Genomic DNA, 17,786 nt, shown 5'->3' with positions numbered 1-17,786 from the left:
TCCCAGTTTGCTACTTTCAAAGAATATAAATATCATAAAGTATTTTCTTAATGGGATTAGGATTTGGGAAGATAGTAGTAAAGACCCCACATCTTCTGGGCAACTACCCAGTTTCCACTCTCCAGTCTCCTTTCCTGCATTTGGAGAATCGTAATTTTTGGGTTAATTCTTAAGTTGGCATTTGCAGATATAGATTGCAGATAGCTCGTAATTGATGAATTAAATAGTTATACAGATTGGATAATCACGATTTTTTAGTAAATCATAAATGACGATATTAAGTCGATTATTGACTATGAAAGAAGCGATAAATGAGCGTGTAAAGACCTATGGACTCATAGCGATCGCCTTTGCGATCGTGATAATACTGGAATATTTGACACCCCCAGAGTACGTATTTGGCTACCTCTACACAGGGACGATTTTGTTAGCAGATTCTCGATTAAATCGGAGAGCAGTTTTGGGGATCACTCTTGCAGCAACAGGATTAACACTGTTGAATTTGTTTGTTCCCGGAGGAGAAATGATTAATTCTCCCACGTTGGCAAATAGGTTGATTGCAGTGTTGGCGTTGATGGTAACGGGTTGGTTAAGCGATCGCAACCATCGCAACGAAGAAGCGATCGCTTATACTCAAGCACAATTACGCTCCCAAGAACAACTGGCTATCATGCGTGAAGATTTTGTTTCTACCCTAACGCATGATTTGAAAACACCCCTATTAGGAGCAATTGAAACGCTGAAATATTTTCAAAATGAGCAATTTGGTGAAATCACACCTATGCAAGCAAAAGTCTTACAAACAATGGCTCGTAGTCATCAGAGTACATTGCAATTAGTCCAAACACTTTTAGATGTGTACCGCAATGATGCCGAAGGGCTGAAACTACAGATATCACCAGTTAACTTGGTGACAGTGGCGGAGGAGATCGTCGCTACCCTGAGTGAACTAGCGAAAACACGTCAGGTTTATATTTCTCTGCACTATGGCGAATCAGATTTTCGCAGCTTTCTCTGGGTAAATGGCGATTCTTTGCAACTTGGGCGAGTTTTTAGCAATCTCCTGAGTAATGGCATTAACCATACCCCTCGTGGCGGTAAAGTGGAAGTAGTATTTGAAGGTTATTCTAGCGATCAAGTGGTAAAAATACTCGATACTGGTTCTGGTATTACCGAAAAAGAGTTACCTCACTTATTTGAGAGATTTTATCAAGGAAATAGCGATCGCCATGTCTCTGGTTCTGGGCTAGGACTTTATTTAACCAGGCAAATTATTACTGCTCATGGGGGTACAATTTGGGCAGAGAATCGCTCACCACGAGGCGCATTGTTTGGTTTCCGACTCCCGGCTTGTCCGCCACCGGGGAGATGAGGGGCAGGGGGGCAGGGGAGGTTGACATCCTCACCGTCGTGAACGCAGGGGGAAGAAGGAGTAATGAGTAATGAGTAATAAGTAATGAGTAAATACCCATTTTTCATCCACTCATTACTCCTTACTCATTACTTTAAAGCCGTGCTTCCAGCACGGGGTTTTAAACCCATTTTTCTGATAATTAATGACAAATGACAAATGACAAAAATCTTACTAGTTGAAGATGATGAATTATTTCGGCTTGGTTTGCGGATGCGGTTGCAACAAGAAACCACTTTGGAGATTGTCGCAGAAGCGGAAGATGGGGAACAAGCTGTAGAATTAGCCAATCGCTATCCTCTGGATTTGGTGTTGCTGGATATAGGTTTACCGGGAATTGGCGGGATTGAAGCTTGTCGCCAAATCAAGGAGAAGCACCCAAATTTACCAGTTTTGGTTCTAACGTCTCGTTCTGAAAAACCACTGATTTCGCGGTTAATTGCCGCCGGGGCACAAGGTTACTGTCTTAAAGGTATTCCGGCTGAGTCTTTGATATTAGCAGTGCGATCGGTTGCTGCGGGCGCTTCTTGGTGGGATCAAACGGCAACAACTGAAATTAGAGCCGCTTTTGAGGGCAATTCGATGGCGGTACAGTCTGCAAAAACTGAGGAATCTTTAGAAAATCCTTTAACGAAGCGGGAGCAAGAAATTTTGGCACTGGTAGCAGCTGGCAAAAGCAATCAAGAAATTGCTGAAATTCTCTACATTGCCCCTGGTACAGTGCGGGTTCATGTCCATGCTATTTTACAGAAACTAGAAGTACGCGATCGCACTCAAGCCGCAGTCTTAGCCATCCAAAAAGGATTAGTAGCACCAGAATTATTGATTAATTAAATTTATCGGGTCAGAAATTCTTTCAAGATTTTGAAAATTGCGATGAGATATCAGGCTGCTCTATGGGAATTTCGATCGCAAACTCTGCTCCTTTGCCAACAGACGAGGTACAGCTTATATTTCCTCGGTGTTTTTGGACGATAATCTGATAACTAATAGATAATCCTAGCCCACTACCTTTGCCCACAGGTTTTGTGGTAAAAAATGGGTCAAATAAACGCGATCGCAACGACTCTTCAATACCAAGACCATTATCAGCGATCGCAATTTTGACTAGATTTAAGTCTGTCACCTCTGTGTGAATCCGAATTTGGGGAGTAGGTTTTAGAGAGTAAGGAGTAGAAGATTGATTCGTCACTCCCCATTGCTCCCGATCCCCAGAGTAGGGCCCAAGTTCGCCACTCCCCACTCCGTCTTCTATTGCATCAATAGCATTATTCAACAAATGCATAAATACTTGATTTAGTTCACTCGCATAACAAGTGACTAGGGGCAAGTTACCATAATCTTTCACTACAACAATTGCCGGGCGATCGGCTGCTTCCCTGAGCCGATGTTGTAACATCACTAAAGTATTTTCGATGTCTTCATGGATATTTACCCGTTTCATCTCTGCTTCATCATGCCGAGAAAAATGTTGTAGCGCCAGTACAATTTCCCGAATGCGATCGGAGCCTCTATACATTGCACCTATCAAATTTTGTAGATCCTTAATGATAAAATTCAGGTCTAAATCTTTGGCTATTTGCTGAATTTTTGGCGTAGGTTTGGGATATTCTTGCTGATAGACCTCAATTATATTTACTAGGTCTTCCACATATTGACCAGCATATTGGAGATTTCCATAAATAAAACTGATCGGGTTATTAATCTCATGAGCCAGCCCAGCTACTAACTGTCCCAGTGCTACCATCTTTTCGTTCTGAATTTGTTGAACTTGAGAGGCTTTCAAATTGTCAAGAGCCTCTTGGAGCAAAAAGTTTTTTTCTTGCAGTTTAACTTGGAGTAAGCGTAAATTAATCTGATTTTCAATTCGCAACACCACTTCTGCACCATGAAAAGGTTTTGCAATATAATCTACACCACCAACATCAAATGCCTTTACCTTATCGACAACATCATCCAGGGCGCTAATAAAAATTACTGGGACTTCACTAGTTTTATCGTCAGCTTTTAGTTGTTGACAAACTTGGTAGCCATCCATACCTGGCATATTGATATCCAGCAAAATCACATCCGGTAAAACCATTTGACATGCAGTCAGTGCCATTTTACCGTTTAAGGCTTTGCGAACTTCAAAACCTTGTGCAGTCAACATCGCCGATAAAAGCCGCAAATTATCTGGGGTATCATCGACCACCAAAATATTTCTTTTCTGATGGTTAGTTTGATTAAAATGCATTATTGATCAAAAGTTATGCGTATAATTATTGAGGATAGTAAATCCTTCTTTGAAATCACCTTAAAATTTGTTGACCGATTTCACCGAAATATTGATATTTATAGTTTAACTCTCACGTGGCTGGAGAGTTTTACAAATTATCGAAGCTATTAGCCAGTATCACCTTTGGCAAGCTGATAAACTGCTGTAAGGATTATAGTAGCTAGCACTCACAGATTATCTACCCAAGGATCGACAATTAAATTTTTTCCAGGGCTACTTGATAGCTACCATTGAGGTGCTGAGGTGAGCAACTCAACAGCCAGTCGTTGTTCTATGGGTTTAGAAAATAAATATCCTTGAGCAAAATTACAGTTTAAACTTCTCAATTGGGCTAACTGTTCTTGTGTTTCGACACCTTCAGCGATCGCACTCATCCCCATTGAGTTGGCAATGCCAATCATTGCTGGTACTAACCCCATATTCTCTTTATTTTCCTGCATCCGTTTGACAAAGGATTTGTCAATTTTAAGTGCATTCAAAGGAAAGCTGTGCAGATAACTTAAAGAGGAATATCCTGTACCAAAGTCATCCATAATTAACTTGATTTTTCGCTGTTTTAGTTTTTCAAGAATTATTTTGATTGCATCAGTATTTTCCATAATTACACTTTCGGTAATTTCTAATTCTAAATATGCCGGATTTATTTTATTTTCATAAATTATGCGGTCAATTTGTTCTACCAAATTCGGCTGTAAAAATAACCTTGCACTCAAATTGACACTCATAGTTAGAGGTTCTGGTGTCACTGGATAATGTTGCCAGATACTTAATTGATGACAAGCTGATTGTAATACCCAAGTATTGATGGCATTAATTAAACCTGTTTCTTCGGCTACAGGAATAAATTCTATGGGAGAAATCAAACCACGAATCGGATGTTGCCAGCGCACCAAGGCTTCAAATCCAGAAATTCTACCTGTAACCAGGGAAATAATTGGCTGATAGTAAACAAGGAATTCTCGCCTTTCTACAGCCCTCCGCAGGTCATTTTCTAACTCTAAAAGCTGAATAGCTTCCTGATGCATCGCTGGATTAAAAACGTGATAGTTGGCCCTTCCTTGAGCCTTAGCCCGATACATTGCCGTATCAGCATCTCGCAGCAAATACTCTGGACGATCGTAATCTTTATTACCCCAACTAATGCCAATACTGGCATTCATAAATACTTCATATCTGGACAGTTGAAAAGCCAGTGATAATTGTTGCAAAATCCTTTCTGCAACTTGGATTGCTATATTGATATCTGTGATATTTTCTAAGAGAATTCCAAATTCGTCCCCGCCCAATCGTGCTAAAGTATCAACAGGTATGATACATGCTTGTAAGCGGTGAGCAATAGCTATCAGCAATTCATCTCCTACCGGATGACCAAGAGAATCATTAACAACTTTGAAGCGATCGCAGTCCAAAAAAAGTACTGCAAACTGATAACTAGATTCTTGTTTTGCGCGATTTAGAGCATTTTCTAGTCGCCTAATAAATAAAACTCGGTTTGATAATCCAGTCAAGGAATCATGCAATGCTATATCTAGCAGTTGACTTTGCAATTTCTGGCGGGAATCGATTTCTTGTTGGAGTTTTAGGAGAGTTTTTTCTAGCTCTCCAGTCCGCTGTTTTACCCGATGTTCTAATTCGACATTTAGTTTCAATATTTCTAATCGCGCCGATCTCAATGCCAGTTGATTTTGCACGCGCACTAAAACTTCTTGAAACTCAAAAGGTTTGGTGATGTAGTCTACACCACCCACTTTAAAGGCTTTAACTTTGTCAAAAACATCATCTAAAGCGCTAATAAAAATTACTGGAATATCGGCTGTTAGTTCCCAAGCTTTAAAAGTCTGGCAAATTTCATACCCATCTACTTCTGGCATCATGATATCGAGTAGAATCAAATCAGGTAATAATGTTTGAGTTGCTGTCAGTGCCATTTGCCAGTTCAAAGCTTTACGAACGTTGTACCCTTCCCTTGTCAATATGGAGGATAAAACCCGGAGGTTATCCGCCATATCATCAATGATCAAAATATCTTTTTTATTAGGGTCTAAATGCTCGTAATTCATTCTAAGTTTGTTGTAGTCAATTCCATGATTTTCTCAAACTGGTAGTTATTTGCTAAATCCCTGAGAACTTGGAAAACTTGAGCATTATCTGATGGAATTTGCTTGAGTAACTCTAAAATCAGTTCATCGCTACAGCTGGCTGCGGCATAGTGAATCTGTTGGAGCCACTCAGGTGACATTTGTGATAAATGCCCCAGGAGTTCGGCAACACTTACAAAAATCTGTGTAGCTTGATCGACAACTACTGTGTTTGTAGTTTCTACTTGATTGGTATATTTTAAACCCAGATGTTTGCTCAGTTTTTCCAATAATACTTCCTGTTTGAATGGCTTGCGAATAAAATCATCACAGCCAATAGACAAAATTTTCTGGCGTTCTTCTTCAAAGGCGCTAGCAGTTAGGGCAATAATGATTGTATTTGTATTGGAGCGATCTGGCATTGTTCTAGAGAAGTCGTAAGGGGGAGCCAAGGCTGTTGGCCGCGATCGCAAAGTGGACGCACCAGAAGCATCATTTTCTATAACACCAGTTGTTTCTGGTGCAGAAGACTCTTTGCGTACAACTTTCAGAACCTCACCCTCGCCTGAATTGGTTAACTCCTCTGCAAGGTATTGGCTCCCCGATGACACCAGTTGTTTTAACTTTGGGAACTTCCGCGACGTATTGCCTGTCCCATGCCCGATTTCTCTAGCTTTAATAATTCTTGTGGCTTCGTAACCGTCCATGACTGGCATTCGCATATCCATAAAAATCAAGTGTGGTTGCCAAGATTCCCAATTAGCGATCGCTTCACTACCATTTGTAGCTTCATTAACTTCAAAACCAAGAGATGTGAGAATTTTAACTAGCAATATACGGCTTTCTTTGGAATCGTCAACTACTAGGATGCGGTATACTTTTTCACTAGGTGCTAAAGCTCTAATTTGTGATTTAATTTGGTTTATCGGGATTTCTCTGGGGCAAGTTAGAGCAATCTGCACATCAAAGGCAAATGTACTACCGACACCAGGCGTAGTGCTGACACTAATATCTCCTCCCATCAGTTGCACGTATTTACGGCTAATCGCTAAACCCAATCCCGTCCCTTGTTGGAATTTTCTGCCGATTTCGGTTTGTTCAAAAGCTTCAAACAGCAATTCAAGTTCTTGTGGGGCAATACCACAGCCAGTATCTTGTATCTCGAAGAACAGAAGAGAGGGATAAGAAAGATTTTGCTCCCCCTGCTCCCCTGCTCCCCTGCTCCCCTGCTCCCCTACCCCCAGTCTCACCCGTAGCGTCACACTCCCTTTATCGGTAAATTTAATAGCATTTCCCAAGAGGTTGAGCAATACTTGACACAGTTTATTTTCGTCCGTTTCTATGTATTTAGGAATACCTGGCGCATATTCAAACAGTAATTCTAAATTTTTAGATGCAGCACGCAAGTGCAACATCTCTTCTAGGTTCTTCAACAGGTGAATTAAGTCAAAGCTGCTGCAATTTAAGGTGATTTTGCCAGCTTCGATTTTAGACATTTCGAGAATGTCGTTAATTAATTTGAGTAGATGTTCGCCAGCACGATTAATTATTGCCAAGTTTTCTTGATGTTCGCTAGATAGCGAATAATCTCGACTCATGACTTGGGTGAAACCAAGAATGGCATTGAGTGGGGTACGCAGTTCGTGGCTCATGTTAGCAAGGAATTCGCTTTTGGCGAGATTGGCGGCAGCACTTCGCGCCGCTTCCCGAACAGCTGCTTGTTGTTCTTGTGCAGCGATTTTTTGTGATTGAATCAGTTCTTCTTGGGTGGTTTGCAGTTGTTCGATAACTTGCTGGAACTCTTCAGTACGTTTTTTTACTTGAGCCTCTAGGGTGCGATTGTATTCTGCTAATAACTTTTCTGTTTGTTTGCGTTGAGTGATATCAAAAAAGGTGGCGATCGCAAAAGCCACATTCCCCGATTCGTCATAAATTGGCTTTCCTAAAACCTCAATGCGAGTAATCTTGCCACAACGGCGAATTTCCATATCATCAACCCTGATGCTTTCCCCAAGCAATGCTCTCAAAATCGGCAAGCGATCGCTGGGGTAAAGTCGATCTGTCCCGGCAAGGTAAGCTTGATATATCTCTGGCAATTTTTCGACTGTAACTTCTGCGTAGACGCCTAGCGGCTTGTCGTTAGACATCGCTCCTTGACCGAGAATTTGCTGCCCAATCTGATTTGTATAATAAGGTTTACCTTCAGCATCGATGATAAAGATACCGACCGGTATGGCTTCTAAAAATTGAGTTAGCTGACTCTGATTATGAAATAACGCCTCATTTAAAACTTGCATCTCGGCATTCTTTGCTTCTAAAGCACTAAAGGATGCTTGGAGTTGCTTTGCCATAGTTTCAAATGATTTGGCTAGTTCCCCCAGTTCATCGGAACGCTGAATATCTGGTGTTTCCTCCCATTCACCTTCAGCAATTTTCTTCGCCGATCTGTTTAATTGTAAAATCGGCTTAATTACCCAACGAGCAGTCAAAATCCCAATTCTTGTAGCCACCAAAAAAGCAACTATGCACAGCAAAATCGTGATGCGGGTGTTGGCATTAATTTGCTCCATAAATTCGCCTTCAGGAATCACCGCCACAATTAGCCAATCTAAACCCAGTTCGTCCTTCCAGCTTTTTACCTGTACAAAATAACGCATTCCATCGGCGGTAAAACTTAGCTGTTGCTTCCCCACAACAAACTTAAGATTGCCAAAGCGTTCGATTAAAGACTGTGTTGTGAGTTTAATTAAAGGATTTTGACTATTTAATGCTGATAAACGTTTTCCTTTACCATTAACGATCGTATATGGTGGCTCGCTAGTAGAAGAAGCCACTATATACCCAGAACGCTCTAAAATAAAAGTTTTACCCGATTCTTTGACCTTTAACTTAGCTAAAAACTTGCCGATTTGTGACAAAAGCAAATCAACACTAATCACCCCAACGAATTTGCGATTTTTATCGTAAACAGGATAGCTGGAAGATATGGATAAAATTTCTGGTTTATCTTCCCATTGATAAATTTGACTCCAAACTCGTTTGCCTATCTTGACTGGATCTGTATACCAAGCTTCTACGCGAGGATCGTAATCTTTGACTTGCTGTAAATGGCGGCGATTTCCCTGTTTGTCTGTAGGATAAACATAGAGTTTGCCTACACCATGCTTGGCGCTAACTTCATTAATTAAGAGCTGGCCATTATCTAGACGCTCAACACCGATAAATTCACCTTTGGGATTGGCAAAGCTGTTGTAGCCAACATTGAAAACCTGCATTTGTTTCCAAAAGTAATTGCCGGTGGTTTGAAAATCCGAAAGGTTGAGCAAACCTAGCTCAATTGCATCTAAGTTGATTTGATTAATTTGCTTCGGAGTTGTTAAATAGCTATCGAGATGCTGTTCAATGCGATCGCAGATTTCATTTTCTAATTGAGTAGCAAGCTCCCTTACCGCTTTTTGGCCGTTTTGATACGAAAGATAGCCCACAAGTCCCACCGCACCACAAATTTGCAAGATAAAGGGCACAATCAGAACATATCTCAGGGGCATCTTGGCATAAACTTTGCCAACTAAGCGATTAAATGATTTGACGGGCTGAAGTTTGGATAACATTGTAGTTTTATTCTTCCCCAGCATCTACTAGGTTCATTTTGCCGTGCTAGCTACATTTTATATAAGTATAATTACGGCAGACATCGCTCTTTATGAAAATTTTATATTTTTAGTATAAAATAGTACGAAATACTTATAATTGCTTGACTGGCTGACTTCCTCCAAAGCCTAATTTTCAACCTTTGCACAGGAGTAGTCCACTATAGAAACCGACTACATGGGTACGCCATAGCACTTGAATTTGCTCAGTTTTATCTGGCAATATTTCCACAAATTTTCTCAGATGAACTGAAATTTAACCAATAAGCTCCAGTATGCCATTCTAAAATTCAGGTTGCCATTAGCACCAATCCTAAATTTAATTTTTAATTGCTGATGTGTTGATTTTCTGGTCTGGAAACCCCTGGACTTGTACAAGAACTTATTATTTAATTACAGCAATTTTAGAATTGTTATGCAAATACACAGCATAAACAAAAAAAAATATAAAAAATTTACTTTGTATTTTTTATATTGACAAAAAATTAATTTTATTGTATAAATGTGTCAATTTCATCACCGATTTGTAAAATTTTTCCGGCTGATGATGAGGGTAGTTGAGTATTGATACTCAATCGATAAAAGTGATTAAAAGGCGATGAAGCAACCCAACTTGGCAAAGTTGCTTGTCGCTGGGTTGTAAAGATTTTTTGAAAGTTTGGGTAAGTTTCCCCTAAATATGAATTGCGTGTTGGGACTATACAACGCTGACATGGGTTAACCCCAAAAAAGTCTACATCTCCCACTCGAAAAGAGACTAAATCACCTTGTTCGCTAAATAGCCGATCTTCCCAAAATGCTGGTACGCCATCGATCTCGATGTTGGCACGCATCCGACGGCGCATTTCACCTACACTTAAACCAGGAAACCAAGAAGCTACCTCTGCCAATGTGGCCGTACTAATTACCGTTGGCCCAAGTGAGTGTGTATCGTCAGGAAAACCCATCAAAGAGTTTTGTCCCAATGTGACAGCAAACTCAAAATAATCACTCAAAGTTGCTTCTAATGCTTGCCGTTCCTCATCCAGATGAAAAATCTGTTCTAAATTGCGATCGGGGATTTGCAATGAGATAGTTCTATTTAAGAGTGCAAATTGTGCCCTTATTAAATGGATTTTAGCATGACGCTTGCCATTGACAAATCTACCTTGTTCGTCAAAAAGGGCAAACTCGCGGTCATACTGTAGTGCGCCACTCGCAAGAACTCTAGCGTTCTCAACCTCAACAGCATCCAGGGATTTCACTGGATACAGTAAAATCTTAGCTAGGTAAGGCATCACGTCGCTTCGCTCCGAATTCAAAATTCAAACATTTTAGACACCCATAAATCAATTTAGGCGTTGCTGAATCAAGAGATGATTCTTGTAGGGTGGGCGACACGAGCGCCCTGAAATACAAGGGACGGGCAAGATGCCCATCCCACAAAACTAGCAAAATCATCCCGCAAATATGCAACGCCTAAATTTAGTTGCTCTGTATCCTTTTCGTTTTCGGTCATAGCAATATTTGGATTTGAGATTTGGCGAAAAGTTGCAGCATCTCGCAAAGAGCTAACTGAACTTTTCAAGACGGATTTTGGATTTTAGATTGGTGATTTAGTAGTCCCCAATCTAAAATCTAAAATTCTTTTGTTAATCAGCTATTTGAGCAATATTGTTTGTTAATTATGGATATACTGGCGATTTATCGATTCCGCCAACATGATTTAAAGGCCAGAAGCGAACTACAGCACGTCCAATAATATTCTGGCGGGGGACAACACCCCAGCAGCGGCTGTCATAACTACTGTTACGATTATCACCCAGTACTAAATATGAATCGGCTGGTATAGTTTGGGGTTTGGCCAAAAAAGGTGGCTGTGGCCCTGATTGGCAAACATCAATAACTGTGGTCTGCGCAGAACTGAGGTAATTGGCTTCTGGTAGAGGTTTGTCGTTGATATAGACTTTGCCATCCTTAAGTTGTATTTTCTCTCCAGGTAAGCCAATTATACGTTTAATAAAAGCATCTTGATATTGTTCTTTTTGTAGCTCTTTCGTAGGTGAAAATACTACTATATCTCCCCGCTGTGGATCGGCAAATTTATACTTCAACTTATCGACAATAATTTTGTCTGCCTCCCACTGGTTTGGTGTACCATGCAAAGTCGGTTCCATTGAACCAGAAGGAATCCAGCGTGCTTCAGCAACAAAGGTACGAATTCCTAGAGCTAGAACGATGCTCAATACAATTGTTCTACCTAGCTCTGCGATCCAAGAATTATCGGGTTGTTGACTAGAGTTGTTATCAGACACTTGATTATGCATGAAATTACTTAACTTAATGAAAGATGTAGGTAATTAACTCACCTAGTGAGATTTTATCTGTTAATCTTAACGGGAAAATTTTAATTTCCTAGTTATGTTTGCATCTTGACTACCAATTTTAGATTGTGGATTGGGAAGGAGGTAGGAGGCAGGAGGTTTGAATTTAGATAAGGCTTCTTCTATATGAGACGCTCTCGCAGTCCACCAAATCGGAGATTTTGTGGGGGACTTAAACTCCTGCTGCCTCTCTTGTTAAAAATAAACTTTTTTTTAAGGCGCGGCAAAAATTTGTTACTCCGATCGCGAATAAGTTTAACCTAAAAGCATGGTTCTCTGTAATACATAGCTCGCTGTCTAAACTTGGTTATCCCTATGTCTTCTCCAAAAATGTTGTTGATTCGCCGCGCTCGCATAATCTTACCCGATGGTGAACTGATGGTTGGGGATGTGTTGACGCGCGATCGCCAAATAGTCGAAGTTGCGCCAGAAATCTCCCAAACAGCACTAGTCACTGAAATTGACGCAGAAGGCTTAACTTTGTTGCCAGGAGTTATCGATCCGCAAGTACATTTCCGCGAACCTGGACTAGAACACAAGGAAGATTTATTCACCGCCAGTTGTGCCTGTGCTAAAGGGGGAGTCACTTCTTTTTTAGAAATGCCCAATACGCGCCCCCTAACTACGACACAACAGGCTTTAGACGACAAGCTAGAACGGGCCTCACACAAATCCTTAGTTAATTATGGCTTTTTTATTGGGGCAACAGCAGAGAATTTACCAGATTTGCTTTTAGCAAAGCCAACACCGGGAATTAAGATTTTCATGGGGTCGATGCATGGTCAGTTGTTGGTTGATGGTGAAACAGCATTGGAGGCGATCTTTGCCAAAGGCGATCGCTTAATTGCCGTTCATGCCGAAGACCAAGCTAGAATCAACCAACGCCGCCAAGAATTTGCCAATATTCACGATCCAGCCGTTCACTCGCAAATTCAAGATAATCGAGCAGCTTTGCTGGCAACCCAACTAGCATTAAAACTTTCTCAAAAATATCAACGTCGGTTGCATATTCTCCACATGTCAACTGCCGAAGAAGCAGATTTGCTGCGTCAGGAGAAACCGAGTTGGGTGACAGCTGAGGTTACGCCACAGCATTTGTTATTAAATACTAGTGCCTATGAAACAATTGGCACATTAGCACAGATGAATCCACCTTTGCGATCGCCCCACGATAACGAAGTTCTCTGGCAAGCTTTGCGCGATGGCGTGATTGATTTCATCGCGACAGATCACGCGCCACATACCTTAGAAGAAAAAGCTCAAGAATACCCCAATAGCCCTTCAGGAATGCCTGGGGTGGAAACTTCCCTCGCTTTGATGTTAACTGCGGCAATGGAGGGCAAGTGTACCGTTGCTCAAGTTGTGAACTGGATGTCTAAAGCTGTAGCTGTGGCTTATGGTATTCCGAATAAGGGAGCGATCGCACCTGGTTACGATGCCGATTTAGTGCTTGTAGATTTAAATACATACCGCCCAGTCCAGCGCGAAGAACTTTTAACCAAATGCCATTGGAGTCCCTTTGAAGGCTGGAACCTGACCGGCTGGGCTAAAACCACCATTGTCGGCGGTGAAATAGTTTATGACAAAGGCCAGGTAAATACGCAAGTGCGGGGTCAAGCTTTAACTTTCTTGTAGCAAATATTTATTTAACCTTACGAAAACCCTGAATTTACAGCAACTACATAATATATATTCCTCCCCAACCTTCACGCCAGATTGTGCAGGTGGGGTATTTCTTTACCTCACAACGTGGAAATTTGCTGTATTTCTAAGTTTTTCAAGTTAAATCATCACAAAGACGCGATAAATCGCCGTCTCTACGAAAGATTGACTATTGTAGAGATGGCGATTCATCGCGTCTCTATTGCGAAAGGCGGAGCCTAGGAAGGAGAAAATATCTTCTAGGCTGGCTTTGACATTAAGTTGACACCAATGCTACGCATACCCTCTCTACGCAAAAGCAAGCTATACGTAGTGTCTCGTAGAGAAGGCACTTCGTTAAAAAAAAACTTAGGTATTCTTCCAGTCGGATAAGTCGGAGAAGTCGGATAAGAGTAAACAAGCTAATGGAATTGTATTGTGATTCATCTCATGATGCTTGTCCACAGAAATAATCAAAGAGAATTGCTATGTCCTTCAAAATTTTGGCTTTAGACGGTGGCGGTATTCGTGGAATAGTTGCAGCACGAATACTTCAACAAGTAGAACAAGAAATTAGAAATCAGGGAAAAGGAGAGTTTTTACATGAATATTTTGACATGGTTGCTGGTACTTCTACTGGTTCAATATTAGCAGGAGGAATTGCTCTCGGAAATGAGAGTAATGAACTCATTAAAATGTATAAAAATAGAGGTAAAGATATATTCCCTCTGGAGATAAAAGAGCGCTACAAAAACTTTCCGTCCATCATCAAATCAATTATTGAGGTATTTTCTCCATCTAAATATTCTCATGATGGAATTACTAGCGTACTCAAAGATGCCTATAAATCTACAAGAATCAAGGATATCGAAAAACCTATTCTTTTGATTCTTGCTTACGATACGCTATATCGCAACACAACCTTTTTTACAAATTGTCATCCCGATTTAGGAGACAGATGGTACGATGACTGTTATTTATGGGAAATATGTACCGCTTCTGCCTCAGCGCCTACTTTTTTTCCACCATATAAATTAGAACCTGTAGATAAACAAAAATTTGGTGACTGGGAATTTCCCCACATTGATGGAGGAGTTTCTGCTAATAACCCTGCTCTGGCAGCTTTGAGTTTAGCGATGAGGATTAGTCAGTCTTCAGTATCTCCAGAAATCAAGCAAAAATATAAACTAGATAATCTGCGATTGGAAGATATTTCTATCCTTTCTATTGGCACAGGTCAAACTGGTCAACCATATCAATATAAGCAAATAAGCAAATGGAGAGGCTTAGACTGGATCAAAAATCTGACTAACATCTTTATGGAACCTACATCTGAGATTGATAGTACGATTTGCCGACAAATTATGGGTGGATATGAGTCTAAACGTTACTTACGTCTTCAGTTTGACTTAAATGAGACATTTAAACCTAAGCCAAAAGAGACTTATAAAGATCCTCGCATTGTCTTACCTCCAGAAGAGCGGAAAAATAAATTTACAGGGGAAAAAGTCACTGAAGAAATAGATAATACTAATTCCGAGATTCTTCAGCAGTTAATAGATACTACCTCTGCATTTATCGATCAAGGTCTTACGTATTACACCAGAGACGATTCCGGTTCTCCGATAAAAAAGGCGATCGCGTCTTTTATTAGAGATAACTAGCGAACTGTGTCATTATTTACAACTGTCTACAATTGGTTGGGGTTTGAATACCCATCCAATTGATTTTTACATGCCGTTCAAGACTTTTCTAGGTCGTTGCATCAGCTGAGATAATCAAGGAGCGATGCCTACGGCGGTAAACTACGCACGTAAGCTCTAGCAATAAGTGCCTTATTTGATAAATTCTAGAAATTGTATTTAATTTACTAATTAAAATTTGCTTTTCTGATAAAGTTTAGTAAAGTCAAGCTTTACCTCTTCTTTGTACTACTACTATCACATCGTAATAATACCTAAGTTTTTTAATTAAAAATTAACGAGGAGAAGATATAAAAAATCTTTTAGCAACAAAATAGAATGTGTAATCCAATACATTTTTCTCAGCCCTGTTTTGTGTTGTTGCCGCAGTATTTACCGAATCTTTTCCATGAGAACTGAGGCAGAGAAAATAATATGTTTTTAGACATTTTAGCTAGCCTGCAACGGTTATTTGTTGGTTATATTCCAGCCGCTGTTTTGGGTAGTTTTATCGGATATTTCATCGGGATAAATAGCATGATTTATCAGCTATTTCGGCTGATATTTCAGATACCACATAGTATCCCTCCTATAGCTTTGCTACCTATTGCCCTAATTGCGTTTCAAGAGAGCGACTCGGCTGCTATTGTAGTAGTTTTTCTGGGAACTCTCTGGACGATGATTATTAATACAGCAATAGGGATGCAGCATTTCAAGAGACAGAATAATAACTTTCGAGTGGCTATTTTTCATATATTTCATGCCTTGAAAGTTAGCATTTGGGTAGCCTGGTTTATCGTTATTGCCACAGAAATGTTAACAGGCCCAAGAGGACTTGGCTTTACCCTCTGGGATGCTTATAAAGCTGGCAATACTGATTACATAATCCAGGAAATATTATACATCGGTATCATTGGCTTTTTGCTGGATCAGTTATTAGATTTTGCAGCCTATCTTCTATCGCAAATGGTTTCAGATGGGAAAAAATCTTCTTAAACTTTATCGAACACAATTCAGGAGTCAGGAGTCAGAATGAATTGTGTACGACACAACGACCGGCTCAGTGCATCGCTGACGGGTAGCGCAGCGTCTTGTAGAAAGCCTCTTGATTCAGAATTCTGAATTCTTCTTTATCTCGGCTTGCGAATTGAACCCTGCCAGCTAATAGTTTGCTTGGCAGAACGTATTCCTAAAGAACGAGTTGCTACGACTTCAATATCAACGTTGACACCAGGGCGTAAAGCTTCGTCAGGAATTTTGAGCTTGCCCAAAGCTAGAGTAAAACGGTTGTAGTCACGAGTCACAAGTTCTGTGGGAATATCCCCTTCAAATTCAGTTTTGTAGCCAGAAAAACCGTGCAAACTATCTTGGGCGCGGAATTTGACGCGAAACTGAGTATTAATGGCATCAGACTTGGCTGCCAAATCAACTATTTTTAAGTTGAGATTTTGCCCGGCATCGGCAAATTCTGCCACAGCTAACCGGGTGACATCTTTTTTGGGAATGGCATGGTTAACGGTAAATGTTGTTAAGTTAGCCTCACTTTTGCTGTTACCTTCAACCCATAATTCCTCAGCAAAAGTAATTTCTACTTGTCTGTTATCAGTTAAATTTAATGTTACGGCTTGATTCCCAAAGCTGGTAATAGGTTGTCTTTCTTGCCAAACTATTTGAAAAGCCTCTTCTAGACGCTGTTCAAACTCTCGATAATCATCGGCGATCGCAGAACCAGGCGCAAGTAGAGAAGCTGCGCCTATGCGTTGATTCCACTTATTCTTCGAGAGGTGGAACTGTTTGTTTATCAGTTCCGACATTGCTAGCTGCACAGTTGGAGTATCAGCTGCCAAAGGTTCCTTGCTATTGACAATACTCAAAGTTCCTAAGCGCCCTTGGCTACCATCGCTACCATCGCTGCCATCTCGCCCATCGCTACCATCGCTACATCGATAAACCTTGTCAGTACACTTGTAATCAGGGCTACCAGGAGTTCCCTTGCAGGTTTTTACTTCCCATCTCCGTCTGTGACAGTTACAGCCCTCCGTACCGTTGCCACCTCTACCACCTCGCCCACCTTCGCCACCAGTTGCCCGGATAGAAATATTCCGTAAGTCTGCCAAATTGCTGTAATACACTGTGGGGGAACCACCATTTCCCCCATCTCCTCCTTTGCCACCATTACCGCCACTACCACCATCTGGTGCGTTTATGTCATGGCTGACGCGATCGCCGCGTTGGGAACCACAGTCAGGTTGATAACCATGTTCACCGTCTTCCCCGTCTTCGCCATCTTTACCCGACAAGTCAAGATTTACAAGTGAACCATTGACAAAAATATTTTGGTTTTCACCGCTGCTACCATCTCTACCCGATCGCCCATCGGTTCCTGCGCGTCCATCTCTGCTATAATTTCTGGCTACTTTATAGTATTCATCAGAGGCAACGGCTGGACATAAAACTGAACCAGAGGCAGGCAAAAAGCTAGTAAATAAGCAGAATGTCAGCAGTAGTGGCAGCTTACTCCTAAAACCATTGTGCATCTATTTACACCTAAAACTTTAGTTGAATTATCTACTCCTGACCGAATAATTACTAATTCGTAATTCGTAATTCGTAATTAATAAATTCTGGATAAGTAAGTCGGCGGGAAAATTTATAAGTATGTAACGAAAATTTAACCAGAGCG

Annotated in this window: 12 protein-coding genes; 5 read left to right on the top strand and 7 right to left on the bottom strand. The window is 40.8% G+C overall.

The genetic code is table 11. The features are described 5' to 3' along the window. Nucleotides 1-295 precede the first annotated feature (295 nt). The gene (locus tag ACM0OX_RS24265) at nt 296-1,372 is read left to right on the top strand and encodes a sensor histidine kinase (RefSeq protein WP_414517521.1); all 1,077 of its coding nucleotides are present in this window, start codon (nt 296-298) and stop codon (nt 1,370-1,372) included. 198 nt (nt 1,373-1,570) lie between these two features. Continuing rightward, entirely contained in the window at nt 1,571-2,245 is a 675-nt protein-coding gene (locus tag ACM0OX_RS24260) for a response regulator (RefSeq protein ID WP_414517520.1), read from the top strand. 22 nt (nt 2,246-2,267) lie between these two features. On the opposite strand, the gene ACM0OX_RS24255 is transcribed toward ACM0OX_RS24260, so the two are convergent. The 6 genes from ACM0OX_RS24255 to lepB form a co-directional block, all read right to left on the bottom strand. Further along, nucleotides 2,268-3,647, bottom strand: coding sequence for a response regulator (locus ACM0OX_RS24255; RefSeq protein WP_414517519.1), 1,380 nt, complete (start codon nt 3,645-3,647; stop codon nt 2,268-2,270). 266 nt (nt 3,648-3,913) lie between these two features. Continuing rightward, on the bottom strand, nt 3,914-5,749 hold the full coding sequence (locus ACM0OX_RS24250; protein WP_414517518.1) for an EAL domain-containing protein: 1,836 nt from the start codon (nt 5,747-5,749) through the stop codon (nt 3,914-3,916). Further along, nucleotides 5,746-9,378, bottom strand: a complete 3,633-nt coding sequence (locus ACM0OX_RS24245; protein ID WP_414517517.1) for an ATP-binding protein — start codon at nt 9,376-9,378, stop codon at nt 5,746-5,748. Before ACM0OX_RS24245 ends, ACM0OX_RS24250 begins: the two co-directional genes overlap by 4 nt. 530 nt (nt 9,379-9,908) lie before the next feature. After that, nucleotides 9,909-10,694 carry an MOSC domain-containing protein gene (locus tag ACM0OX_RS24240; protein ID WP_414517531.1) on the bottom strand — a complete coding sequence of 262 codons (786 nt, stop codon included), beginning with the start codon at nt 10,692-10,694 and terminating at the stop codon, nt 9,909-9,911. Between the two features lie 71 nt (nt 10,695-10,765). After that, nucleotides 10,766-10,915: a hypothetical protein gene (locus ACM0OX_RS24235; RefSeq protein WP_414517516.1), complete on the bottom strand. Its 150-nt coding sequence runs from the start codon at nt 10,913-10,915 to the stop codon at nt 10,766-10,768. Between the two features lie 166 nt (nt 10,916-11,081). Further along, nucleotides 11,082-11,723 (bottom strand): signal peptidase I, encoded by a 642-nt coding sequence (gene lepB / locus ACM0OX_RS24230; protein ID WP_414517515.1) that lies wholly within the window; start codon nt 11,721-11,723, stop codon nt 11,082-11,084. 372 nt (nt 11,724-12,095) lie between these two features. Between lepB and ACM0OX_RS24225 the strand changes: the two genes are divergently transcribed. The 3 genes from ACM0OX_RS24225 (at nt 12,096) to ACM0OX_RS24215 (ending at nt 16,099) form a co-directional block, all read left to right on the top strand. Beyond that, nucleotides 12,096-13,415, top strand: a complete 1,320-nt coding sequence (locus tag ACM0OX_RS24225) for a dihydroorotase (protein ID WP_414517514.1) — start codon at nt 12,096-12,098, stop codon at nt 13,413-13,415. Between the two features lie 494 nt (nt 13,416-13,909). Beyond that, nucleotides 13,910-15,085, top strand: coding sequence for a patatin-like phospholipase family protein (locus ACM0OX_RS24220; protein ID WP_414517513.1), 1,176 nt, complete (start codon nt 13,910-13,912; stop codon nt 15,083-15,085). Between the two features lie 453 nt (nt 15,086-15,538). Beyond that, a complete protein-coding gene (locus ACM0OX_RS24215; protein WP_414517512.1) occupies nt 15,539-16,099 on the top strand; it encodes a nitrate transporter in 561 nt (186 codons plus the stop codon). A gap of 134 nt (nt 16,100-16,233) precedes the next feature. Here the strand turns inward: ACM0OX_RS24215 and ACM0OX_RS24210 are convergent, their stop codons facing one another. After that, nucleotides 16,234-17,640, bottom strand: a complete 1,407-nt coding sequence (locus ACM0OX_RS24210; RefSeq protein WP_414517511.1) for a collagen-like protein — start codon at nt 17,638-17,640, stop codon at nt 16,234-16,236. Nucleotides 17,641-17,786: the final 146 nt, after the last annotated feature.

Source organism: Nostoc sp. PCC 9305, assembly GCF_963920915.1.
Lineage (GTDB): Bacteria > Cyanobacteriota > Cyanobacteriia > Cyanobacteriales > Nostocaceae > Nostoc.
This window is presented reverse-complemented; position numbering and strand designations above follow the sequence as displayed.